The 24,210-nt window shown below is 33.9% G+C and carries 20 protein-coding genes; 12 read left to right on the top strand and 8 right to left on the bottom strand.

Annotated features, from left to right (window positions below):
* Positions 1-3: 3 nt before the first annotated feature.
* Entirely contained in the window at positions 4-1,254 is a 1,251-nt protein-coding gene (gene fabF / locus H6X70_RS03235; RefSeq protein ID WP_194766242.1) for a beta-ketoacyl-ACP synthase II, read from the bottom strand.
* Between the two features lie 22 nt (positions 1,255-1,276).
* A complete protein-coding gene (locus tag H6X70_RS03240) occupies positions 1,277-1,510 on the bottom strand; it encodes an acyl carrier protein (RefSeq protein ID WP_007647141.1) in 234 nt (77 codons plus the stop codon).
* Between the two features lie 274 nt (positions 1,511-1,784).
* Between H6X70_RS03240 and purN the strand changes: the two genes are divergently transcribed.
* On the top strand, positions 1,785-2,351 hold the full coding sequence (gene purN, locus H6X70_RS03245) for a phosphoribosylglycinamide formyltransferase (protein ID WP_194766243.1): 567 nt from the start codon (positions 1,785-1,787) through the stop codon (positions 2,349-2,351).
* 169 nt (positions 2,352-2,520) lie between these two features.
* On the top strand, positions 2,521-3,162 hold the full coding sequence (locus tag H6X70_RS03250) for a viroplasmin family protein (RefSeq protein WP_194766244.1): 642 nt from the start codon (positions 2,521-2,523) through the stop codon (positions 3,160-3,162).
* Positions 3,163-3,165: 3 nt separating this feature from the next.
* Here H6X70_RS03250 and H6X70_RS03255 read toward each other — a convergent pair whose 3' ends face one another.
* Both H6X70_RS03255 and H6X70_RS03260 read right to left on the bottom strand, forming a co-directional pair.
* On the bottom strand, positions 3,166-3,489 hold the full coding sequence (locus tag H6X70_RS03255) for a hypothetical protein (protein WP_194766245.1): 324 nt from the start codon (positions 3,487-3,489) through the stop codon (positions 3,166-3,168).
* Positions 3,477-3,674, bottom strand: coding sequence for a hypothetical protein (locus tag H6X70_RS03260; RefSeq protein ID WP_194766246.1), 198 nt, complete (start codon positions 3,672-3,674; stop codon positions 3,477-3,479). Before H6X70_RS03260 ends, H6X70_RS03255 begins: the two co-directional genes overlap by 13 nt.
* Before the next feature lie 145 nt (positions 3,675-3,819).
* Here H6X70_RS03260 and H6X70_RS03265 point away from each other — a divergent pair, with 145 nt between their 5' ends.
* The 3 genes from H6X70_RS03265 (at position 3,820) to H6X70_RS03275 (ending at position 7,641) form a co-directional block, all read left to right on the top strand.
* Complete coding sequence (locus tag H6X70_RS03265; protein ID WP_194766247.1) at positions 3,820-4,614, top strand: AAA family ATPase; 795 nt, start codon at positions 3,820-3,822, stop codon at positions 4,612-4,614.
* A gap of 84 nt (positions 4,615-4,698) precedes the next feature.
* A complete protein-coding gene (locus tag H6X70_RS03270) occupies positions 4,699-5,625 on the top strand; it encodes a PfkB family carbohydrate kinase (RefSeq protein ID WP_194766248.1) in 927 nt (308 codons plus the stop codon).
* Between the two features lie 117 nt (positions 5,626-5,742).
* Positions 5,743-7,641 (top strand): amidophosphoribosyltransferase, encoded by a 1,899-nt coding sequence (locus H6X70_RS03275; RefSeq protein ID WP_194766249.1) that lies wholly within the window; start codon positions 5,743-5,745, stop codon positions 7,639-7,641.
* Between the two features lie 573 nt (positions 7,642-8,214).
* Here H6X70_RS03275 and H6X70_RS03280 read toward each other — a convergent pair.
* Both H6X70_RS03280 and H6X70_RS03285 read right to left on the bottom strand, forming a co-directional pair.
* On the bottom strand, positions 8,215-10,257 hold the full coding sequence (locus H6X70_RS03280; protein WP_194766250.1) for a carbohydrate-binding protein: 2,043 nt from the start codon (positions 10,255-10,257) through the stop codon (positions 8,215-8,217).
* A gap of 204 nt (positions 10,258-10,461) precedes the next feature.
* Positions 10,462-11,070 (bottom strand): superoxide dismutase, encoded by a 609-nt coding sequence (locus tag H6X70_RS03285; protein WP_194766251.1) that lies wholly within the window; start codon positions 11,068-11,070, stop codon positions 10,462-10,464.
* A 123-nt stretch (positions 11,071-11,193) separates the two neighbouring features.
* Between H6X70_RS03285 and H6X70_RS03290 the strand changes: the two genes are divergently transcribed.
* The 6 genes from H6X70_RS03290 (at position 11,194) to H6X70_RS03315 (ending at position 22,404) form a co-directional block, all read left to right on the top strand.
* Complete coding sequence (locus H6X70_RS03290; protein ID WP_194766252.1) at positions 11,194-14,325, top strand: UvrD-helicase domain-containing protein; 3,132 nt, start codon at positions 11,194-11,196, stop codon at positions 14,323-14,325.
* A 21-nt stretch (positions 14,326-14,346) separates the two neighbouring features.
* Entirely contained in the window at positions 14,347-15,540 is a 1,194-nt protein-coding gene (gene kbl, locus H6X70_RS03295) for a glycine C-acetyltransferase (RefSeq protein WP_194766253.1), read from the top strand.
* A 146-nt stretch (positions 15,541-15,686) separates the two neighbouring features.
* Positions 15,687-17,036, top strand: a complete 1,350-nt coding sequence (locus H6X70_RS03300) for an OmpA family protein (RefSeq protein ID WP_194766254.1) — start codon at positions 15,687-15,689, stop codon at positions 17,034-17,036.
* A gap of 76 nt (positions 17,037-17,112) precedes the next feature.
* Positions 17,113-19,866 (top strand): PD-(D/E)XK nuclease family protein, encoded by a 2,754-nt coding sequence (locus H6X70_RS03305; RefSeq protein ID WP_194766255.1) that lies wholly within the window; start codon positions 17,113-17,115, stop codon positions 19,864-19,866.
* 1 nt (position 19,867) lies between these two features.
* Positions 19,868-20,710: an alpha/beta hydrolase family protein gene (locus H6X70_RS03310; protein ID WP_194766256.1), complete on the top strand. Its 843-nt coding sequence runs from the start codon at positions 19,868-19,870 to the stop codon at positions 20,708-20,710.
* A gap of 14 nt (positions 20,711-20,724) precedes the next feature.
* Positions 20,725-22,404, top strand: a complete 1,680-nt coding sequence (locus H6X70_RS03315; protein ID WP_194766257.1) for a glycerol-3-phosphate dehydrogenase/oxidase — start codon at positions 20,725-20,727, stop codon at positions 22,402-22,404.
* Between the two features lie 224 nt (positions 22,405-22,628).
* On the opposite strand, the gene H6X70_RS03320 is transcribed toward H6X70_RS03315, so the two are convergent.
* Together H6X70_RS03320 and H6X70_RS03325 are read right to left on the bottom strand one after the other, a co-directional pair.
* Positions 22,629-22,868 carry a hypothetical protein gene (locus H6X70_RS03320; RefSeq protein ID WP_194766258.1) on the bottom strand — a complete coding sequence of 80 codons (240 nt, stop codon included), beginning with the start codon at positions 22,866-22,868 and terminating at the stop codon, positions 22,629-22,631.
* 85 nt (positions 22,869-22,953) lie between these two features.
* Positions 22,954-23,199, bottom strand: a complete 246-nt coding sequence (locus H6X70_RS03325) for a hypothetical protein (protein ID WP_194766259.1) — start codon at positions 23,197-23,199, stop codon at positions 22,954-22,956.
* Positions 23,200-23,332: 133 nt separating this feature from the next.
* Here H6X70_RS03325 and H6X70_RS03330 point away from each other — a divergent pair, with 133 nt between their 5' ends.
* On the top strand, positions 23,333-24,208 hold the full coding sequence (locus tag H6X70_RS03330) for a helix-turn-helix domain-containing protein (protein ID WP_194766260.1): 876 nt from the start codon (positions 23,333-23,335) through the stop codon (positions 24,206-24,208).
* Positions 24,209-24,210: the final 2 nt, after the last annotated feature.

A 24,210-nucleotide genomic window follows, 5' to 3' on the forward strand; every position in this document is an offset into this window, starting at 1 on the left:
GATTTAGTCAATTTTTTTGAATATTACACAGGCGTTGTGACCGCCAAATCCAAATGTATTACTCATTGCTACTTTTACGTCGCGCTTTTGAGCCTTATTCAAAGTTAAATTTAATTCAGGATCAATATTTTCATCTACAGTGGTATGGTTTATGGTTGGCGGAACAATGCCGTTTTCCATAGCCAAAATAACCGATATCGCTTCAATGGCTCCTGCAGCACCTAATAAATGGCCTGTCATTGATTTTGTTGAATTGATATTTATAGATTTCGCATGATCGCCGAACACCTCTGAAATGGCCTTTAGTTCTGCAACATCACCTAACGGTGTTGATGTACCATGTGTATTAATATGGTCTACATCTTCAGGGTTTAACCCAGCATTTTCCAAACAGTTTTTCATGACTGCTATAACACCAATTCCATCAGGGTGAGGGGCTGTCATATGGTAGGCATCGGAAGATAAACCTCCTCCAATAAATTCCGCATATATTTTTGCTCCTCTTGCTTTTGCATGTTCATATTCTTCTAGAACAAGTGCTCCCGCACCTTCGCCTAAAACAAAACCATCACGTGTACCATCAAATGGACGAGATGCTGTTTCTGGACTTTCGTTTCTAGTTGATAAGGCATGCATGGCATTAAAACCTCCCATTCCAGCAATAGTTACTGCTGCTTCACTACCTCCTGTAACTACTACATCTGTGTGTCCTAAACGTATCGAGTTTAGCGCATCAAACATAGCATTGGCAGAAGATGCACAAGCAGAAACTGTTGTGTAATTTGGCCCCATAAAACCATGTTTTATAGAGATGTTTCCTGGCGCAATATCAGCAATCATTTTTGGAATAAAGAAAGGGTTAAACCTTGGTGTTCCATCACCAGAAGCGAAGTTTAACACTTCATTCTGGAAAGTTTCTAAACCACCAATTCCTGCACCCCATATAACACCAACACGTAGTTTGTTAACGACGTCTAGATCTAGCTTAGAGTCTTCAATGGCTTCGTCTGCAGCTACCATAGCGTATTGTGCAAATCGATCCATTTTTCGAGCCTCTTTTCTATCTATAAAGTCGGTAACATTAAAGTTCTTTAATTCGCAAGCGAATTTTGTTTTGAACTTTTCGGTGTCATAATACGTTATAGGCGCAGCCCCGCTTTTTCCACTCACTAAACCATCCCAATATTCATCTTTGGTATTGCCTATTGGTGTTAAAGCTCCTAATCCTGTGACTACAACTCGCTTTAATTCCATAAAATACTTTGCTTGTTTTTGCTTATTTTGCTGCTTCTATATAAGAAATAGCTTGACCAACTGTTGCGATGTTCTCAGCTTGATCGTCTGGTATTTGAATATCAAATTCTTTTTCGAATTCCATAATTAATTCAACAGTATCTAAAGAGTCTGCTCCTAAATCGTTTGTGAAGCTAGCTTCAGTAACAACTTCGTTCTCATCTACTCCTAATTTGTCTACGATAATCGCTTTTACTCTTGATGCAATGTCTGACATAACTTTTTATTTTAAAATTTTAATTTAGTCTGCAAAAATAAAAAACTTTATTTTTAAAACACGTCTTTACTTTAAAAATGTGTCTGTAATTTACTAAAATTAGTTTTAAGTATTTTATAAAACCTTTCTAATTCTTAATAATTATTCCTTTTTTTGCTCAACAAATATAAGTTTATAAGCTTGGAATTAAAGCAAATTTAATGAATTTTAATAAGAAATATCCTAAATTTAATTTTGAAAACACCAAGTAAAAACCTCAAATAAAACTGAACAGATGAAACGTATTGTAATTTTTGCTTCTGGGAGTGGTTCTAATGCTGAAAACTTAATCAAGTTTTTTCAAAACAGCAACAATGCATCTGTAGTTCAGGTGCTTACCAATAATCCGCATGCTAAAGTTTTAGATCGGGCCAAAAATTTAAAAGTAAGTGCCCTATCTTTTAATAGGATAGCCATTTCAAAAACCGAGGATGTTTTAAATATTTTAAAAGCTTCAAAGCCTGATTTAATTGTATTAGCAGGTTATTTATGGAAATTTCCAGACAATATTTTAGAAGCCTTTCCTAATAAAGTTATTAATGTACACCCTGCTTTATTGCCTAAATTTGGCGGAAAAGGAATGTACGGCATGCATGTTCACGAAGCTGTAGTAGCTAATAAGGAAACTGAAACAGGCATTACCATTCATTATGTGAATGAACATTATGATGAAGGCGCCATTATTTTTCAGGCGAAATGTGATGTAATTGCAACGGATACTGCTGAAGATGTGGCTGCAAAAATTCATGAATTGGAGATGGAACATTTCCCGAAGGTGGTTGAAAAACTACTCCATGCGTAATTATTATTAAAATTCAACCTGCAGAACATTTGTATATTTACAACATTATATAAGGTGTTCTGAGCTTATTACATTTAGCACACTTTATTAATCGGTGAAAACCTGTGAAATCTGTGTCTAGAACACAACTTAAATTTATGAGATTCCCTCCTTCGAGGGAATAACAAAAATGTCGAAATCTAAAAAGAAATATTACACCGTTTGGCAAGGGCATAAAACTGGCGTTTTTGAGTCTTGGAATGTTTGTAAAAAACAAATAAAGGATTACCAAGGCGCACAATACAAATCGTTTCCAACTTTAGAAGCGGCCAAAGCAGCTTTTAAAGGCAACTATTTTGATTATGTTGGAAAAAACAATGGGTTTAAAACGGAATTATCTTCGGAAGAATTAAAAAAAATAGGCCAGCCTAATTTCAATTCCATTGCTGTAGATGCGGCTTCAAGTGGAAACCCAGGCATTATGGAATACCGCGGTGTTGATACCAAAACCAAAAAACAACTTTTTATTCAAGGCCCTTTTGAAGAAGGCACCAATAATATAGGGGAATTCCTTGCTCTTGTTCATGGCTTAGCGCTTTTAAAGAAGAACAATAGCAACCGTATTTTATACACCGATTCGCGAACAGCTATGAGTTGGGTGCGTAAAAAAAACTGCAACACCAAACTGGAACGAAACGCTAAAAACAAACCTGTTTTCGATTTGGTTGACCGTGCTGTAGACTGGCTGAAAAACAATTCATATAACACGGTTATTGTAAAATGGGAAACCAAGGCTTGGGGTGAAATTCCTGCGGATTTTGGGAGAAAATGATAATCACATGTTTTTAGAAATGACACTGTGATTATTAGAAATAAATGTGACCAAAAAGTTATTATTTTCTTTTTCGAAAAAAATATACCAAGTCGTTCTTTTGTTACTTGAATAAAACATATAATAACTTCCTAGAGATGCATTAGACAATGGTATAAATTTCTTAGGAAAAGTAGCTATATTATTTTCTATAAAATCTATAAGATTGTTTTTGTAATCAATAGCACTTTCTAAAAAACCAAAATATTCATTTTCATATAATTTAAAAATCAAATCATTTATATAGCCTACAACTTCAGGTTTGTAATAAATGTTTATTTTTTCCAATCTAAAGATTTAATATAAAAATCTGTTTCTTCCCTAACTTCATCTGCAGTAATGGCGTGCTTCATGTTTTCGTTGAAACTTTTGGTTTTCAGTTTTCTGTACTCAAAAATCTGCTCAATGATTTCTTTGTCATCAATAGATGAGATCCAATCTATAATTAATTTCTTTTTTACTGAAGTTGACATGATTTAATACTAATAAAATTCATTAACGGAAAGATACTCAATTTTAATTGAAAACAGTTTAGAAAACTAACAAATCTAGATATAATAACACTTCAAACGACCCTAAAAATTCTTTTTAGTAAATTTGATTTACAACCCGTTTTTCATGCCGTACCTTTCAAAAATAAACATCAATTCCGAGCGAACACATCCATTTCCTTATGATGTTCCAGCAATTAAATATGCTAAAAACATAGATTTAACCAGCAATATCACCTTTTTAGTTGGCGAAAACGGCACAGGAAAATCAACGTTATTAGAAACTTTGGCATGTCGTTTACAGCTGCCGCACATAGATGGTTCTAGTTATTCCAAAAATAGTTTTGATGCTGCTAAAACCTTATTGCCTTTTTTGGAATTAACTTGGAATATTGAACGTTCTGTAGGGTTCTTTTTTAGAGCTGAAGATTTTGGTGACTACCTAAATAGTGTACATCGAACAGGTGTTGAAATTCAAAATAAAATGGGCGATATGCCAGACAGCATTCCGAAGCATATTATTGAACAAATGAAAGAAAGCGCTAATTATCAATTACGGCAGATGCGCAAAAATTACGGTCAAGAACTTAATAGTTTTTCGCATGGTGAAGCCTACCTTCATATTATGAACGAAATGATAAATTCTAGAGGTATATATCTTTTAGATGAACCCGAAGCTGCTTTATCTCCTGCAAAACAACTTACCCTTATTTACTTTATAAACAATCATTTACAACAGCACAATTCCCAATTTATTATTGCTACACATTCGCCCATGCTATTGGCTTATCCAGGAGCATCTATTTATGAAATTACCCAAGAAAGCATGAAACAAACACCTCTAGAAAACACAGACCATTACACAGTAACAAAGTCCTTTTTAAACAACCCAGAGGCTTTTTTAAGACATTTTAAATCTTAAAACCAAGACACAACATTCATAAAAAGATTCGCATATTCATTGCTAAAAGGCTTATATTTGCACAAAAATTATCCGTTCTCTTTTATGAGTAAATTAGTAATTGTTGGCACCGTAGCTTTTGATGCTATTGAAACGCCTTTCGGTAAAACCGATAAAATTCTTGGTGGCGCAGCTACTTTTATTGGTCTTGCCGCCTCTTATTTTGATATCGATACTGCAGCAGTTTCTGTTGTTGGTGGCGATTTTCCGCAGGAATATTTAGATTTATTATCAAACAAAAACATCGATATTTCTGGTATTGAAATCGTTAAAGATGGCAAAACATTCTTTTGGAGTGGTCGCTATCACAACGACATGAATTCTCGAGATACTTTAATAACCGAATTAAATACACTTGCAGATTTTAACCCTGTGGTTCCTGAAAATTATAAAGATGCTGAAGTGGTTATGTTAGGAAATCTACATCCGCTCGTCCAAGCTAGTGTATTAGATCAAATGTCTAAAAAACCAAAAATGGTGATTTTAGACACGATGAACTTTTGGATGGATTGTGCGCTTGAAGATTTACTAAACGTAATAAAACGCGTTGATGTTATCACTATAAACGATGAAGAAGCCAGACAGTTAACTGGCGAATATTCGTTGTTAGTGGCAGCTCAAAAAATTTACGAAATGGGGCCAAAATTTGTGGTAATTAAAAAAGGTGAGCACGGGGCTTTATTATTTCATGAAGACCATGCCTTTTATGCGCCGGCATTACCTTTAAAATCAGTATTCGATCCTACAGGAGCGGGCGATACTTTTGCAGGTGGCTTTTCAGGATATTTGGCCAAAACCAACGATTTTTCTTTTGAAAACATGAAAAACGCCCTAATTTACGGATCAACTTTAGCGTCTTTCTGTGTTGAAAAATTCGGTACCGAACGCACGCAAAATTTATCGAAAGACGAAGTACATAAACGCTTATTGCAATTTAAGCAGTTAACGCAATACGATTTAGATTTAACATAAAATAACGCGCTCGTAAAAGAGTGCGTTTTTAATTATAAACCTTTTAGAATTCAGCAAAATCAAATAAATAGCATAAACAAAGCTGATTTTTTTGAGTAAAGCGAAAACATTTATATTATGAGTGATGCCTTAAAACACGAATGTGGAATAGCTGTTATCCGACTTTTAAAACCTTTAGAGTATTATAAAGAAAAGTATGGCAGTGCATTTTATGGGGTAAATAAAATGTATTTAATGATGGAAAAGCAGCATAATCGTGGTCAAGACGGTGCTGGACTTGCAAGTATTAAATTAGATACAAAACCTGGCGAACGCTATATAAGTAGAGTCCGTTCGATAGCGCAACAGCCTATTCAAGATATTTTTGCTCAAATTAACGAACGCGTTAATAAAGAGTTTAAAGATCATCCTGAATATATGGATGATGTAGCTGCCCAAAAAAAGAACATTCCATACATTGGCGAAGTGCTATTAGGGCATGTACGCTACGGCACTTTTGGTAAAAATAGCGTGGAAAGTGTCCATCCGTTTTTAAGACAAAACAACTGGATGCACCGTAATTTAATTATGGCTGGTAACTTTAACATGACCAATGTTAAAGAGTTATTTGGCAACTTAATAGATCTTGGGCAACATCCAAAAGAATACACCGATACCATTACTATCATGGAGAAAATTGGTCATTTCTTAGACGATGCCGTAAGTAAAATATATAAAGACTTAAAGAAAGAAGGTTATAACAAACAGCAAGCGTCTCCACTTATTGCCGAGCGTTTAAAAGTGGCAAAAATTTTAAAACGTGCTGCAAAAAACTGGGATGGTGGCTATGCTATGGCTGGACTTATTGGTCATGGTGATGCCTTTGTTTTAAGAGATCCTGCAGGAATTAGACCCGCTTATTATTACCAGGATGATGAAGTGGTGGTGGTTGCTTCAGAGCGTCCTGTAATTCAAACGGTTTTTAATGTGAAGTTTGAAAACGTTAAGGAATTAGACCCAGGTCAAGCTATTATAGTTAAAAAATCTGGAGAAGTTAGGTTGAAGCAAATTTTACAGCCTTTAGAAAGAAAATCATGTTCTTTTGAACGTATTTATTTCTCCCGAGGATCGGATGCTGAAATCTATCAAGAGCGTAAAATGTTAGGTAAATTATTAATGCCTAAAGTTTTGGAAGCCATAGATAATGATACAAAAAACACGGTATTCTCTTACATCCCTAATACGGCTGAAACGTCATTTTTCGGAATGATTGAGACTGCTGAAGAATTCATCAACGAAAGAAAAACAGAAGCGATTTTAAACGGACAACGTTCATTATCGGCAGCAAAAGTAACAGAGATTTTATCGGAACATGCTCGCGTTGAAAAAATTGCAATTAAAGATGTCAAGCTAAGAACCTTTATTACCGAAGATAGTAGCCGTGATGATTTAGTAGCCCATGTTTACGATGTTACTTATGGCGTTATAAAACCAAACGATAACTTAGTTATTATAGACGATAGTATTGTAAGAGGAACCACTTTAAAAATGAGTATTTTAAAGATGTTGGATCGCTTAAACCCAAAGAAAATTATTGTGGTTTCATCGGCACCTCAAATACGTTATCCAGATTGTTACGGTATTGATATGGCGCGATTAGAAGACTTAATTGCATTTAGAGCGGCTTTAGAGTTATTAAAAGATGCTGGAAAATACGATATCGTTGAAGAAGTGTATCACAAGTGTATCACACAAACCGATTTAGCCGATAAGCACGTACAAAACTTTGTAAAAGAAATTTACGATCCTTTTACTGATGAACAAATTTCAGATAAAATTTCAGACTTATTAAGTCATGAAAGCATTACAGCTGAAGTGAAAATCATTTTTCAACCTGTAGAAAACTTACATAAAGCTTGTCCTAATCACTTAGGTGATTGGTATTTTACAGGAAATTACCCAACTGTAGGCGGAAATCGTGTTGTAAACAGAGCCTTTATTAACTTTTTTGAAGGGAATAAAGAACGCGCGTATTAAAAAAGCGGATAAACGTTGTAGGATTAGACCTTGATTTTCAAACTATAATCCAAGAAAAAAACGTTTAATCTGAAAAAATTACCGTTTATCTAATAAATATACAGGTTACGGAAATTACATATAAATTAGAAGTACCATAACATAAGTAGGTTAAGTTCATGGTAGATTTGGGGCAAAAAAAGGTGAACATCTGTTCGCCTTTTTTTATGAACATTAATTCCCTGCTTTTTTTATTTCCCACCGAAAAACAATCAAAATTATCATTTACAGCACTCTAATTCCCTCTTAAGCCTATATTTTTGTAGTTCAGCTAAAAAATTTCAACAGTTTACCCAACACTCCTATATTTGTACCACCATAACATAAGTAGGTTAAGTTCATGGTAGATTTGGGGCAAAAAGGTGAACATAAACTGTTCACCTTTTTCATTTTATGATAAAAAATCATAATTATACTTAAAATTCCGCGTCAGAATTAATTCATTTCAAGATTTAAAAACTTAGCGTTGATTTCAAAATATAATGGAATGCAGCTATATTCAAATCATCCATTATTTTTTTCAATTCTTAAAAGCTATTCTTTTATAAATGGTAACGCTTGTTTTTCAGCGTTAAAATAAAGCACTAAAACATAAAGGCCTTTTTCTAATTTTTGAATTTCAATAGATTGATTTGGAAAAACTTCTCCTTGTTTTATCGCTTTTCCTAAAAGATCATAAATCGTAAAACGGGCTTTAGTTTTAAGGTTCCCCATATTTAAAACTGAATTCGAAGGATTTGGAAATAAAAAAATAGCATTGTTTAACAAATCATCTGAAGCTTCAAGTCCTAATTCAGCTTTTTTATCTAAATAAAACTTATCCATATTCCATTGCCAATCATTACTTCCATTTGCTAAAACCTTAATGGTATGAGTTCCTGCTTGAATATTAATTAATGTTGGATGTTGTAATAGTCTAAAATCATTCCAATCCCCATTATTAGGTACCGCAGTATCAGCCATAATATGACCATCAATTTGCAGTTGCACATTAGCATTATCTGAAGGTGTACTAACTAAATAAGTGAGTTCATACATGCCCGATTCAGGAATGCTAACAGTAAATTCCATCCAATCTTGTCGGTTTACATGATCTACTCCTGTGCTGTTGGCATGAACACCATCATAACCATTTGGTGTATAACCAACATCATTTTTTGTGGCTTCAAAATCTTCAGCCTCAATCACAATGGCACTATTTGAGGGCTGATTAACTTCTACAACTAAATCAAATCGTTTTAAATGCATCCATCCACCATCAACTTGGCCATCCCATTTAAGCTGATGCGCCAAACCCCAAGTAACTCCCGAAGTAGGTTTACTACCAGCGGAGTTCGCTCTAAAAATCCCTAAAGCATCAGGCACATGGGTTGCAGTCCCTTTCATTTCAAAATTTAAGCCATCGGGAGCGAACTGTACAGAGCCTCTTTCGGGACCATCTAATTTTTGAATTATCGCAATACCATCATCATAATTCCAAACACTAACTTCGTGTCCCGAAGTGGTAATAGGGTTGTATTCAGACTTTACATAAGGTCCCGTAGGATTATCGGCAATAGCAACGCCCCAACGAATTTCACGCTCCCCACAATATTTTTCTTCACCCATGCGCTCTCCTTTATAATAGAGATAGAATTTATTATTGTAAAACATTAAACAAGGGTCGTGTACTTTTTGACTATCAAAATCACCTTTTTCAACAACATCAAACCTACTGGTTGAATTAGTTGCCCAAATTCCATTATCGGTTGGTCTTAAAATTGGTGCGTCAAGCTTTGTCCATGGGCCATTTGGTGAATCGGCTACTGCCATAGCTACGGTGTTTTTAACACGCTGTATATAAGGATGCTTAACCGCCTGATAAATTAAATAGAATTTGTTTTCATGTTCAAAAATTTCAGGAGTAAACACAGAGCGATCATCAAAATTCCCAGAAGCTCCCCTAGCCACTGCAACTCCTTGTTCGCTCCATTGGTAACCATCAGGTGATGTAGCGTAATAAATATCACAATAATCCCAAGGAAACACATTGTCGTTTACATTGTTTGTTCCAAAATATGTAGAGGTTTCCGATAATTTATAAGTGTACCACACATAATACAAGCCATTATGCTGAATAGCAGCACTAGGATCGCGTCGTGTATAAGTTGCATTTGGCGCAAAATCGCCCGTTAAGTTGGTTTCGGTAAATGTGACATTCCAGTCTGTATCATTTGGAACATTCGGATTATTATAAACCGTACAGCTCGATAAATAGTTTTCCCAACGTGCCGTTGCCGAACTTTTTATTTTAGCTCTTAATTGAATATCGATATTAGTGGCTGGCGTAAGACTTCTAAAATCTTCAAAAACATAACCACTTTTATCAATTTGAAGAGTTCTCGGCGAATTATCGCTTACCGAGAATGAAAACTGTCCGTTGCTTGTTGTTGTAATTTGTTGGTTAGTTTCAACTAAAGTAACTTTAGCGCCTTCAATAAAAGCACCTGTATTTTTATCTGTTATAGTTCCAGAATAAGTTTGTGCCGTGAGTTGAAAAGTACAGCAAAATATAAGTAGGTAATTTAAAAGTTTCATGAGTTTATATTTAGGAAAGTAAAACTATAGTAAAACAGTAGTTTCTTTTCTAAATACAACTCGACTTAAACTCTACAAACGGGTTAAATCATATAATAAAACCAATTTATGAAGCTCGAATGAGTAATCAGCAAAAACGAAAACAAAAAAAACGCCTCGGTTTAAGCCAAGGCGTTTTTAAAAAATTTTATAAAAAAGTTATGCTTACTTCGCTGCAGCGTAACGTTTTTCAACTTCATTCCAGTTAACAACATTAAAAAATGCATTGATATAATCTGGACGACGGTTTTGGTAGTTTAAGTAATATGCATGTTCCCAAACATCAAGACCTAAAATAGGAGTTCCACCACAACCAATTCCTGGCATTAATGGATTGTCTTGATTTGCAGTAGAGCAAATTTCAACTTTACCACCTTTTTGTACACATAACCAAGCCCATCCTGATCCAAAACGAGTTGCTGCTGCTTTAGAAAAAGCTTCAATAAACGCCTCTTTAGATCCGAAAGCTGCTTCGATAGCATCTTTTAATTCACCTGATAAATAACCTTTATCTTCTGGACTAATAACATCCCAAAATAATGAGTGATTGTAAAAACCACCACCATTATTTCTAACTGCACCATTGCTTAAATCTAAGTTAGCAAGGATATCTTCAATAGATTTTCCTTCTAAATCTGTTCCAGCAATAGCACCATTTAAATTATTAGTATAACCTTGGTGATGTTTAGAGTGATGAATCTCCATGGTTCTTGCATCTATATGAGGTTCTAAAGCATCATAAGCATATCCTAATTCCGGTAATTCGAAAGCCATAATTTTTATTTTTAATTATTAATATTTGGTTTGTCCAAATTTACACATAAAACAGCGCAATTAAAAATAATATATTGTTATCAAACCATCGAGAGTTTTTATATTGTCTTCAAATTCTTTTTTATGCAAGCAACTTTACCTTTCACCATATACAACGCTTCGGCTGGCAGCGGAAAAACCTATACCCTTGTAAAAGAATATTTAAAAATTCTATTTCAGTCACCCTACAGAGATCAGTTTAAGCGCATTTTGGCAATTACTTTTACCAATAAGGCGGTTGCCGAAATGAAAGAACGTATTATTGAAACCCTAAAAAAGTTTTCAAACCCTGATGTTTTACAGGCAAACGACAGCATGTTTCAATCGATTTGTGATGAATTACAGATAGAACCCGAAATACTTCATGAAAAATCTAAATCCTTACTAAACCATATTATTCATAATTATGCCGCTTTTGATATTTCTACCATTGATGGATTTACACATAAATTAATTCGAACTTTTGCCCACGATTTAAAACTGCCTTTAAATTTTGAAGTCGAACTCGATCAAGAAAGTCTTTTGTATGAAGCTGTAGATAGTTTAATTACAAAAGCTGGAACCGATGCCGAACTCACACGAATTTTAGTCGATTTTGCTTTAGAAAAAGCCGATGATGACAAAAGTTGGGATGTATCCTTCGATTTTAATAAAATAGCCAAACTGCTTACTAATGAAAACGACATTCCTTTTATTGAAAAACTAAAGGATAAAAGTTTAGATGATTTTAAAATCTTAAAAAAACAATTAATTGAAGAGTTAAAATCTACCGAAGTTTCTATTGTTAATTGTGCTCAAAACATATTAACCTTAATTGAAAACTCCGGATTAGAATTCAAAGATTTTTCAGGAGGCTATTTACCAAAATACTTTCAAAAATTAGCCGAAAGTAATTTTGATGCAAATTATGGTGCCAAGTGGCAAGAGGATATAGAAAGCAGCACACTTTACCCTAAACGTGTTTCATCTGAAACGGCTTCTGTGATTGAAGGCATTCAACCGCAAATCGCTTCAGCATTTAACCAAAGCAAACAATTGGTTTTTCATCTTAAATTTTTAAAAGCATTTTATAAAAACATCACGCCTTTATCGGTTTTAAATGTGATAAACAAGGAATTGAATGATTTGAAAGAAGCTCAAAACAAAATGCTTATTTCTGAGTTTAATGCCATTATTAGCACCGAAATTAAAGAACAACCAACACCATTTATATACGAACGTATTGGGGAAAAGTTTAAACACTATTTTATCGACGAGTTTCAAGACACTTCGGTAATGCAATGGCAAAATTTAATTCCGCTGTTAGACAACTCTTTGTCGGCTCAAGGCGGAAGCGCCATGTTGGTGGGCGATGCCAAACAAGCCATTTACCGTTGGCGTGGCGGAAAAGCAGAACAATTTATAGGGTTATTTAATAAGGACAACCCTTTTCATATTGAAAAGCAGGTTGAAAATTTACCTTCCAATTTCAGGAGTTTTAAGGAGGTGGTTGATTTTAACAACGGTTTATTTCAGTTTTTGGCGCATCAGGTTTTTAAACACGACGATTATCAAATTCTTTACCAAAACGCTTCACAAAACATTACTCAAGACCAAGATGGTTATGTAGAACTTTCATTTTTAGATATTGAAAAGGAAGATGATCGCGATGAAATTTTTCCTGAAATCACCTTAGAAAAAATTAATAATTGTCTTGAAAACGGCTTCGAACTTAAAGAAATATGTGTACTTGTTCGGAAGAAAAAAGAAGGCGTTGCTGTGGCCAATTATTTGAGTCAGCATAATATTCCAATAATTTCTTCAGAAACCTTATTAATTAATAATGCCCCCGAAGTTACTTTTATTACCAATGTATTAGCGCTTTTAATTCAGCCTAAAAACGACGAAATTAAAATTAAAGTTTTAAATTTTCTAACGGCACATTTTCAAATTGAAGATAAACATGATTTTTTCATAAAACACATCAATCTTTCTATTTCCGATTTATTTGAAGCCTTAGAAGCCTTTGATGTTCATGTTTCCGGCGCTAGTTTAATGGAATTACCTTTGTATGACTTAGCTGAAACTTTAGTTAGAACCTTCAATTTGGTTGATAAATCGAATGCTTACATTCAGTTTTTTCTTGATATTATTCATGACTTTTCACAAAAAAAGGGATCTGATATTTCGGGGTTTTTAGATTATTTCGACAAGAAAAAGGAAAATTTAAGTATTATTTCGCCAAAAGGACAAAATGCTGTTCAGATTATGACCATTCATAAATCTAAAGGCTTAGAATTTCCAGTAGTTATTTTTCCTTATGCCGATTTAGATATTTATCGCGAAATTGAACCTAAAGAGTGGTTTAAAATAGATGAAGAAAAATATCATGGGCTTACGCACACTCTGTTAAACTATAGTAAAGATTTTGAGCATTATGGCGATGAAGGTTTAGCCATTTTTAATAGGCACCAAGCCGAACAAGAATTGGATAACATCAATTTACTTTATGTGGCTTTAACTAGAGCTGTAGAACAATTGTATGTTATTTCGACCAAAGACATTTCGGCTAAAGGCGAAATAAATTCAAAAAGATATTCAGGTTTGCTTATAAACTATCTACAACATTTAGGTTTGTGGAATAATTCAGAACTGTGCTATTATTTTGGAAATCAGAAAAAATCTTCAGAAAAAACAGAAAACATAAAAGAAACAGAGTTTCAGCAGGAATTTATTTCAACAGCAAAAGAAGACCATAATATAAAGGTAGTAACAAAATCTGGACTTTTATGGGATACCAATCAGCAAGAAGCCATTGAAAAAGGAAATCTTATTCATGATATTATGTCGAAAATCATCACTAAAGATGATGTAGATGCAGTTATCCAGGAGTATTTAAAATCTGCTATCATAAATTCCGAACAAGCCGACAGACTAAAATTAACCGTTTTACAAATCGTTACGCATCCCGAACTTGAAACTTTTTACACCTCAAATAATACGGTTTATAACGAAAGGGATATCATTACAAAAACAGGTGTAATTTTTAGACCAGATCGTGTAGTTATTAATCCCCGAAGCGAAACTTTTATTATTGATTACAAAACAGGACTTGAAGACAAAAAACATGCACAACAATTGCAGCTGTATCAAGATGTTTTAGAAACGATGAAATTAACCGTAAAAAAGAAGATTCTTGTATATATAAATGATGATATTTTGGTAAAAGATGTTTAATTTTACGAAAATTTCATCAAAATGTACGGAAAACTGAAAAATCATCTTTTAGAGCGCATTCAAGACATTAAAAATAACGGACTTTATAAAGAAGAACGTATTATAACATCTGCTCAGGGCGCCGAGATTACATTAAATACTGGCGAAACTGTTTTAAACTTTTGTGCTAATAATTATTTAGGACTATCGGCACATCCCGAAGTTATTCAAGCAGCTAAAGACACGATGGACACTCACGGGTTTGGAATGAGTTCGGTTAGGTTTATTTGTGGAACACAAGATATTCATAAAGAATTAGAAGAAAAGATAGCTGATTTCTATCAAACAGAAGACACCATATTATATGCTGCAGCATTTGATGCCAACGGCGGTGTATTCGAACCTTTATTAGGCGCTGAAGATGCTATTATTTCCGATTCTCTAAATCATGCATCTATTATAGATGGTGTGCGTTTATGTAAAGCAGCACGATATCGGTACAATAATAATGACATGGCCGATTTGGAAAAACAACTTATCGCTGCAAATGAAAACGGTGCGCGTTTTAAAATAATAGTAACAGATGGCGTATTTTCTATGGATGGACTGGTTGCTCCATTAGATAAAATTTGCGATTTGGCCGATAAATATGAAGCCTTAGTGATGATTGACGAATGTCACGCTGCAGGTTTTATAGGAAAAACAGGTCGTGGCACGCTTGAAGAAAAAAATGTGCTTAACCGTATCGACATTATAACAGGCACTTTAGGTAAAGCCTTGGGCGGTGCTATGGGTGGCTACACCACTGGGAAAAAAGAAATTATCGATTTATTACGTCAATTATCAAGACCTTATTTATTCTCTAATTCACTCGCACCTGCTATTGTTGGAGCTTCTATTAAAGTTTTTGATATGCTAGCGAACAACACAGAATTAAGAGATACCTTAGAATGGAATACCAATTATTTCAAAAAAGGAATGATAAATGCTGGTTTCGACATCATAAATGGCGATTCTGCCATAGTTCCTGTTATGTTATATGATGCAAAATTGGCTCAAAATATGTCAAATTTACTTTTAAAAGAGGGAATTTATGTCATTGGATTCTTTTTTCCGGTAGTTCCAAAAGAAAAAGCAAGAATACGAGTACAATTATCTGCAGCACACACGCAAGTCCAATTAGATAAGGCAATTAGCGCATTTGTAAGAGTTGGTAAGCACTTAAAAATTATTTAAACTGAATCTGAACAAGCATTTAACAATGTGCAAAGTAGTAACGCAGATTGTAATATCTTAAATATTTTTATATATTTATCTTTGTTAATAACAATTAACAACTTACTTTTGTTTACAATTAACACTTAAAAATTAAACTTTTGAATATGAAAAATCTTAGCAGATTATTGTTCGCTATGTTGCTTGTACTTGTTTGTAGCAACGTAAATGCGCAAGACAAAAACAACCCATGGCAAGTTACCATTGGAGTAAACGCAGTTGACTTTTACCCAGTAGGAGAAGATTACCCTCAAGGTGAGTACTTTGACGAATACTTTAATGCCACAGATCACTGGAACATTTTACCTTCTTTATCAACAATCTCTGTATCTAAATACTTAGGTCACGGTATTACTTTTGGTGTAGCAGGATCATTAAACAAAATCGACAAATTTGGTGATGAGTCTGTTGATGATTGGTCTTATTACGGAGTTGATGGTACAATTAAGTACAACTTTTTAGATGGTACAACTATCGATCCATTTATTGGACTTGGTGGTGGTTACACTTGGGTTGACGAAATTGGTGCTGGTACTGTAAATGGTACTGTAGGTCTTAACGTATGGTTTAGCGAAAACATTGGTTTAACGCTTCAATCAGCTTACAAACATGCATTCGAAGATTACTTATCTTCTCACTTCCAACACACTGCTGGTATCTCTATCCGTTTTGGTGGAGCTGATACTGATGGTGATGGTGTTTACGATAAAGATGATGCTTGTCCTCACGTAGCTGGATTAAAAGAATTCAACGGTTGTCCAGATGCTGACGGTGATGGTATCCAAGATAGCGAAGATGACTGTCCTAACGAAGCTGGTTTAGCTGAGTTTAATGGTTGTCCTGATACTGACGGTGATGGTATCTCTGATAAAGATGATGCTTGTCCTACTGTAGCTGGAATCAAAGCTTTAAACGGTTGTCCAGATGCTGACGGTGACGGTGTTGCTGATGGTGATGATAAATGTCCAAATGTTGCAGGTCCTGCAGCTAACAGCGGATGTCCTTGGCCAGATACTGACGGTGATGGTGTATTAGATAAAGATGATAGATGTCCAGATCAACCTGGTACTGTTGCTAACAACGGTTGTCCAGAACTTTCTGAAGCTGTACAAAAATCATTAAATGCTTACGCTAAAACGATCTTATTTGATACTGGTAAATCAACTATCAAATCTCACTCAGCTGAAGTATTACAAAACATTACAGATATCTTAAAAGAGTATCCAAATTCTAAATTTACTGTAGAAGGTCACACTGACAGCGTTGGTTCTGCATCTTCAAACCTTAAATTATCAGAATCTAGAGCTCATGCTGTGAAAAAATACTTAGAAAACAATGGTATAGATGGATCTAGATTATCTGCAAAAGGATACGGAGAGTCTAAACCAATCGATTCTAACAAAACTCGTGCTGGTAGAGCAAATAACAGACGTGTTGAAATTAACTTAGTAAAGTAATTATAAGCTTTAAAAAGTTTTAAAATACATTAAGAAAAACGCTTCGGATATCCGAAGCGTTTTTTATTTTTATAAAATGACAACATTCATTTTTGATGTATTACAGGATTTACAAAAAAGTAAAACTTCCTTTTCAGAATTAACCTTTGTATTGCCAAGTAAACGGGCTGGCGTCTTTTTAAAACACCAACTGCCACAGGTTATAGAAGAAACCCTATTTGCTCCTAGAATTATTAGTATTGAAGAATTTGTTGAAGAGTTATCTGAACTTAAAAGTATTTCGAATACCGAATTACTCTTTGAATTTTATAATTCTTACCTGCAAATAACCACTGAAGGCGAAGTTGATTCCTTCGAGACCTTTTCTAAATGGGCACAAATACTACTTCAAGATTTTAATGAAATTGATCGTTATCTAATTCCACAGAAACATATATTTGGATATCTAGCAGACATTGAAGATTTGAAACATTGGTCGTTAGAGGAACCCATAACAGAATTCGTCAAAAATTATTTAATATTTTGGCATAAGCTGTTTGACTATTACAACCATTTTACCAAACACCTAAAAGCCAACAAAATGGGCTATCAAGGTTTAATTTACAGAGAAGCTGCTGGGAAGATTGACACCTATATAAAAAACAACACCAAGACTCAACATGTATTTTTAGGTTTTAATGCTTTAAATACTGCCGAAGAAATTATAATACAAGCATTGCTTGAAAACAATTTAGCTAAAATCTATTGGGATATTGATAAGGTTTTTATTGAAAATAAATTACACGATGCTGCGTTGTTTACTAGGCAACACAAAAACAAATGGAATTTCTTTAAAAACAATCCCTTTGAATGGATTACGAACAACTATTCCGAGCCCAAAAAGATTTCAATATTTGGTGTTCCAAAGAATATCGGACAAGCAAAATATATAGGTACGCTTTTAAAAGATTTAGAGAAGAAGGATGCTGCGCTTCAAAATACAGCTGTAGTTTTAGGGGATGAAAACCTACTAATTCCTGTTTTAAATGCCATACCTAATACGGTTAATGCCTTGAACATTACGATGGGATTTCCGCTAAAGTCGATTCCGTTAGCATCATTGTTTGACACGCTTTTTAATCTACATAAAAGCAATTCGAAATCATTTTACTTTAAAGACATTGTTAAAATTATATCGCATCCATTTATAAGACCACTGTTCTTAGTAGATGAGATGGATTATGCCAATATTTTAATAGAAACTATAGACAGCAACAATCTGGTTTACCTTAGTGTAAAACGTTTAAAAGAAATGGCTCCACATTCTGAAGCTGTTCTAGATTACCTGTTTTCAGACTGGAACACTTCTATTGAAAAGGCATTAAACAACTGCTTTAAACTCATTTTAGCCATTAAAGAAAGCTTAGATAAAAACACCGAATCGCAGCTCCTTTCGTTAGAATACTTATTCCGATTTAATGAACTATTTAACGAACTTTCTAATTTAAATTCAACCCATAAACACATTAAAGATGTTTCAACATTGTATAGTGTTTATAAAGAACTACTAAGTTCGGAATCCTTAGATTTTCAAGGAGAACCCCTTGAAGGTTTACAAATTATGGGTATGTTGGAATCCCGTGTTTTAGATTTTGAAACCGTTATTATTTCATCGGTAAATGAAGGTATTTTACCATCGGGAAAAAGCAATAATTCTTTTATTCCTTTTGATGTAAAAATTGAGAACAAACTCCCCACTTATAAAGAAAAAGATGCGGTTTATACTTATCACTTTTACAGACTTTTACAGCGTGCCAAAAATGTGTTTATTCTTTATAACACCGAAGCTGATGTACTTACAGGTGGTGAAAAAAGTAGATTTATTACACAGTTAGAACTTGAAAAAATACACGAAATAAATCATCAAATTATTGCGCCACAAGTACCCATTATCGAACCTTCTCTAACTGTTGTTAAAAAAACAGAAGACTTAAATACAGCCCTTATAAAACTGGCTAGCGAAGGGTTTTCACCTTCATCGCTAACTAATTACATGCGAAATCCTATTGATTTTTATTATCAAAAGATTTTAAAAATTAGAGACCATAATGATGTTGAAGAAACTGTTGCTGCAAATACCTTAGGAACCGTAGTACATAATACGCTTGAAGATTTTTATAAACCATTAATTGGTAATCTTATTAATGTTGAAATTATTAATGCATTAAAACCGAAAATTGAAGAACGCGTTGGGTATCATTTCAAAAAAGAATATAAAGAAGGTGATATAACAAAAGGTAAAAACCTCATCATTTCTGAGATTGCTAAGCGTTACGTTTTAAATTTTTTAGACCTTGAAATTAAAAGTTTAAAAGCGGGTGATGTTATTAAAATTTTAGCCATTGAAGCCGATAACGATGTACAAATTACAATACCTGAATTGGATTTTCCGGTGAAATTAAGAGGTAAAGTAGATCGTGTTGATGAGTGTAACGGTATTATCAGAATCATCGATTATAAAACAGGTAAAGTTGATCAAAACCAAGTGGAAATTATAAATTGGGAAGACCTTACGTCAGATTATAAAAAATTCAGCAAAAGCTTTCAAATTCTAGCTTATGCGTATATGATGCAGCAATCGAATCAATTAAAATTACCCATAGAGGCAGGCATTATTTCATTTAAAAATTTAAGTTCTGGATTTTTAAAATTTGCTAAAAAAGAAAGTTCAAAAGGTAAAAAAATGACTTTAATTACAGAGGAGACGCTTGCTGCATTCGAAATAGAACTGAAAAACCTCATCCTGGAAATTTGTAACCCTCAGGTTGATTTTACCGAAAAAGAAGTCTGATATGAAAATTATAAAAAATATAGTTGTTCCTGGAAGTCATAAAAAACCAATCGTAACCGATGTTTTTTATACTGAAAACAATCAACCCAAACCCATTCTTATATTTTGTCATGGATACAAAGGCTTTAAAGATTGGGGTGCTTGGAATCTTATGGCTAAAGCCTTTGCAGATGCAGGATATTTTTTTATTAAATTCAACTTTGCTTTTAATGGAGGTTCAGCCGAACAACCCATTGATTTTCCTGATTTAAAAGCCTTCGGACAAAACAACTATAGCAAAGAACTAGATGATTTAGAAACCATTATTAATTGGATTTGCACATATCACGAATTTAAAAATGAGGTTGATTTAAACAGCATCAATCTCATTGGACACAGCAGAGCCGGAGGAATTGTAACCATAACTGCTGAAGCCGACAACCGAATTAAAAAAGTGGTGAGCTTAGCAGGAGTGAGCAATTATTCAAACAGATATCCTATTGCTGGAGATGTGGAGCAATGGCAAAAAGACGGCGTGAAATATGTTGAAAACGGACGCACAAAACAACAAATGCCGCATTTTTATCAGTTTTATGAAGACTTCATTAAAAATGCAGAAAAACTTGATATAAAACGTGCCATTTCACATTTAAACAAGCCGTATTTAATTATTCATGGCGATGCAGATACAAGTGTTTTAATTAAAGAAGCCCAACAACTACAGAGTTGGAAACCAGATAGTCAATTTATTACCATTGAAGGTGCAAATCATGTTTTTGGAGCTTCTCATCCTTGGGAGAATACAGAATTACCAAATCATTTAAAAACCGTCATTGAAACTACTTTGAAATTTCTTCAGCATTAAAAAATATAAAGTATATGCCCGAAACCAAATCAGATTTTTCTGTTTTAAACAGAGTGCATCAACTTGAAAAACTTCAAAATGAAGTCTTTGATTTAGCTATAATTGGTGGCGGAATTACAGGGGCTGGAATTGTTTTAGATGCGGCTTCAAGAGGTTTAAAAGTGTGCCTTATTGAAAAAAACGATTTTGCTTCAGGAACTAGCAACAAATCAACAAAGCTAATTCATGGCGGACTGCGGTATTTAAAGCAATTTGAGATTAGTTTGGTTCGCGAATCCGGATCGGAACGGGCCATTGTTCATAAACTTGCACCTCATTTAGTAATTCCCGAAAAAATGCTTTTGCCTTTAAGTGAAGGGGGAACCTACGGACGAATAATGACAGCTATTGGATTGAAAGTTTACGATTTTTTAGCCGATGTACATGGTGAAGACAGCAGAATCATGCTAAGTAAAGCTGAAACATTAGATAAAGAACCTTTACTAAATGAAGACGTTATTCTTGGTGGCGGATTGTATGCAGAATACCGCACCGACGATGCCCGATTAACTATTGAGATATTAAAAAAAGCAGCATCTTTTGGCGCTACCATTATAAATTATTGCGAAATGCAAGCCTTTAATTATGATGAAGATTCTAAAATTGAAAGTCTGAATTGTTACGATTATAATTCTGAAAGTCATCTCAAAATTAAAGCAAAGCACTACATTTCGGCTACAGGACCTTGGGTAGATTTATTACGCACCAAAGACCATTCGATAAATGATAAGCATTTGCATTTAACCAAAGGTGTGCATCTTGTTTTTCCGCATAACAAACTGCCTATAAAACAATCTATTTATTTTGATGTTGATGACGGTCGCATGATATTCGCCATTCCCAGAGGCCGCGTAACCTACGTAGGCACAACAGACACGACTTATTTAGGGAATAAAGACCGTGTTGTAGCCACTAGAAAAGATGTAGATTATTTGTTAAATGCGATAAATAAGACCTTCCCGAAAGTGAATGTAACAGTGAATGATGTAGAATCAAACTGGGCAGGATTACGACCGTTAATTCATCAAGACGATAAAGATCCTTCGGAGTTATCTCGAAAAGATGAATTATTCATTTCTAAAACGGGACTAATTTCTATTGCTGGAGGCAAACTTACTGGTTATCGAAAAATGGCGCAACGTACTTTAGATGCTGTGATAAGCCAAATGAATTCTAGCGAAAAAAGCAGACTAAAATCATCGCAAACCCAAAGCATTTCGTTGGTTAACCCTGCCTTTGAGAATTTTGATGCCGTTGAAAATTTTGAAAATGAATTAGAAGGCACATTGAAAGATTTGGGAATATCAGACCCTTATTTAGCTTGGTATTTATGCAGTAACTATGGAAAACAAGCTATAGATATTTTAAGTAAATCTGAAGATTTTAAAAACACAGATGCTTTAGAACGACTTATTCGTGCTGAACTTTGGTACTGCATTAACTTCGAAATGACACAGCGTTTAAGCGATTTTTTTGTGAGACGCACAGGCCGATTGTATTTTGATATTTCGAGTATTCATAAATATCGCGATATCATATTAAAAGACTTTACAACTTATTTAAATTGGAATGCTAATCGTGTAGCTTCAGAAAACGAAAACTTAAATGTACTTATTCAAGATGCTACTACATTTTACGATGAAGAATTTAACTAATCCGTATCCAATTAATACCAAAAAAAGAAGGCAACGTAAAATTACGCTGCCCTCACACTTAAAAATCAAACTTCAATCTTGCTATTAATCTTGCTCCATTTCCGTTTAAAACTAATTAATCCCTTAAACTTAAAAACCTTTGTTATCTTAGCATTTCAGCTTTGATTACAGTACAAATTTACGACCGCTTTTCTGTTTATCTTGCGACATGTGGTGTCGTAAATTTAAATGGTGTTCAAAATTACTTTTATTAATCCCGCTTCTTCAGTAGACAACGATTCGCCCTTTATATGACTTAAAAGGTTAACCATTTTCTCAAAAGAGAATTCGGATATATGTTCCGCTTTAAAATCAATTTGAAGCAATAAATTTTTTAATGTTACGGCCGTATTCAATTCATCAAAATTGGGGCGCTCACTGTTTTGTATAACAGACTCTAATTCTGTAAGCTTATATAAAAGCATAATCGCTATTGTTTTTTATAAAATCAACCATATCAAAATAGTCGACACTTGTATTTTATAAGTACATTTTCAATACAAACCCTACTTAAACTTTAGGACTTGTGGGTATGTAAACCAATTTATAATTGCCATCTTCTCTAAAATTTATAATCCATAGAATTAGTAAATATTGGGCACGTTCCAGAGAAATTAAAAACGAATTGGCTATAGAAGACTCGCAACCATAAACATCTTTTTTATTAATTTTAGCAAGCATATGTAGGTATAAAAAAACACTCTGCTCAAAAGCAGTGATTGGTCTATATTTATCACTTTTACCCTTTTTAGTCATAGCTATTGGTATCTTGAAAGCTTTTTAAAGCCTCATTTAATGATACAAATGTACTTGTAAGGAAGGATTATTGTTGCGACATGAAATGTCGTAGGAATAATTTGGTTATATTTATTGAACATTTTTAATTTTAATGAAAAGATATTATTCCATAGGCGAACTTTTTAGTGATTATCGCGAATTCAATGCGCTTTCACAAACCGAATTTGCAGCCCAAATTAAGGTCGATTTACGAACCATACAACGCTGGGAAAAGGATTTAACTTTGGTGAAATCGGAAAAAGAAGAAGACATTGTTTTGGCTACATTAATGCCCTACCAACTCATTCATAATTTGAATGCTACGGTACCTATTCCAACATATTACAGTTTTAAAACCAGGAAATACGCCCTTTCGGAACAAAATAACGAACTGCCAAATTTATCTTGGTATAAAGATCAAATCGAACTTAAATCGGACAACTTAAGAACCATCGATTTTGATTTAGACATTAAACACATCGATCAATTTATAGATACTCAAAAACATGATGATAGCTATGTGAACGAAGAATTAATTAAAGAAGCTATTAGGTTGTTGCCCGAACTTAATTTTGTATTTACAGGAAAAACAGGTTATTATGCAGGACATTGCATTGTTTTACCACTCAAAGAGGAAGCCTACAAAAAGTTAAGAACCAGAGAAATTACGAATAAAAACTTGAGAGCTGGCGATTTGGTAAACTACAAACAAATGGAACGCCCAATTTTTTATAGGTACGATATTACAGGCGATTGTAATGACACCATTTTTTACGTGATGGCAGCCTTTTTTAGATTTTTTAGAGATCTTGAAAATAAAAATTATCTGCTATGCGGATATACCGAACGTGATGATAATTATAACCTAAATTTACAAATAGGACTTAAAAATGTTTGGGAAGACAAAGTGCTACAAGAAGAATTAAACTTAGATTTTCCGCCGCGTTTTATTGAAGGCGATTTTAATGCTTTTTTGTTTGAAGATTAGTG

This window comes from Tamlana sp. I1 (assembly GCF_015355625.1).
GTDB lineage: Bacteria > Bacteroidota > Bacteroidia > Flavobacteriales > Flavobacteriaceae > Pseudotamlana.

What these genes read in the sequence shown, in the direction of transcription:
- fabF (WP_194766242.1), bottom strand. Translation starts at nt 1,254, where the DNA reads ATGGAATTAAAGCGAGTTGTAGTCACAGGATTAGGAGCTTTAACACCA.
- H6X70_RS03240 (WP_007647141.1), bottom strand. Translation starts at nt 1,510, where the DNA reads ATGTCAGACATTGCATCAAGAGTAAAAGCGATTATCGTAGACAAATTA.
- purN (WP_194766243.1), top strand. Translation starts at nt 1,785, where the DNA reads ATGAAACGTATTGTAATTTTTGCTTCTGGGAGTGGTTCTAATGCTGAA.
- H6X70_RS03250 (WP_194766244.1), top strand. Translation starts at nt 2,521, where the DNA reads ATGTCGAAATCTAAAAAGAAATATTACACCGTTTGGCAAGGGCATAAA.
- H6X70_RS03260 (WP_194766246.1), bottom strand. Translation starts at nt 3,674, where the DNA reads ATGTCAACTTCAGTAAAAAAGAAATTAATTATAGATTGGATCTCATCT.
- H6X70_RS03265 (WP_194766247.1), top strand. Translation starts at nt 3,820, where the DNA reads ATGCCGTACCTTTCAAAAATAAACATCAATTCCGAGCGAACACATCCA.
- H6X70_RS03270 (WP_194766248.1), top strand. Translation starts at nt 4,699, where the DNA reads ATGAGTAAATTAGTAATTGTTGGCACCGTAGCTTTTGATGCTATTGAA.
- H6X70_RS03275 (WP_194766249.1), top strand. Translation starts at nt 5,743, where the DNA reads ATGAGTGATGCCTTAAAACACGAATGTGGAATAGCTGTTATCCGACTT.
- H6X70_RS03280 (WP_194766250.1), bottom strand. Translation starts at nt 10,257, where the DNA reads ATGAAACTTTTAAATTACCTACTTATATTTTGCTGTACTTTTCAACTC.
- H6X70_RS03285 (WP_194766251.1), bottom strand. Translation starts at nt 11,070, where the DNA reads ATGGCTTTCGAATTACCGGAATTAGGATATGCTTATGATGCTTTAGAA.
- H6X70_RS03290 (WP_194766252.1), top strand. Translation starts at nt 11,194, where the DNA reads ATGCAAGCAACTTTACCTTTCACCATATACAACGCTTCGGCTGGCAGC.
- kbl (WP_194766253.1), top strand. Translation starts at nt 14,347, where the DNA reads ATGTACGGAAAACTGAAAAATCATCTTTTAGAGCGCATTCAAGACATT.
- H6X70_RS03300 (WP_194766254.1), top strand. Translation starts at nt 15,687, where the DNA reads ATGAAAAATCTTAGCAGATTATTGTTCGCTATGTTGCTTGTACTTGTT.
- H6X70_RS03305 (WP_194766255.1), top strand. Translation starts at nt 17,113, where the DNA reads ATGACAACATTCATTTTTGATGTATTACAGGATTTACAAAAAAGTAAA.
- H6X70_RS03310 (WP_194766256.1), top strand. Translation starts at nt 19,868, where the DNA reads ATGAAAATTATAAAAAATATAGTTGTTCCTGGAAGTCATAAAAAACCA.
- H6X70_RS03315 (WP_194766257.1), top strand. Translation starts at nt 20,725, where the DNA reads ATGCCCGAAACCAAATCAGATTTTTCTGTTTTAAACAGAGTGCATCAA.
- H6X70_RS03320 (WP_194766258.1), bottom strand. Translation starts at nt 22,868, where the DNA reads ATGCTTTTATATAAGCTTACAGAATTAGAGTCTGTTATACAAAACAGT.
- H6X70_RS03325 (WP_194766259.1), bottom strand. Translation starts at nt 23,199, where the DNA reads ATGACTAAAAAGGGTAAAAGTGATAAATATAGACCAATCACTGCTTTT.
- H6X70_RS03330 (WP_194766260.1), top strand. Translation starts at nt 23,333, where the DNA reads ATGAAAAGATATTATTCCATAGGCGAACTTTTTAGTGATTATCGCGAA.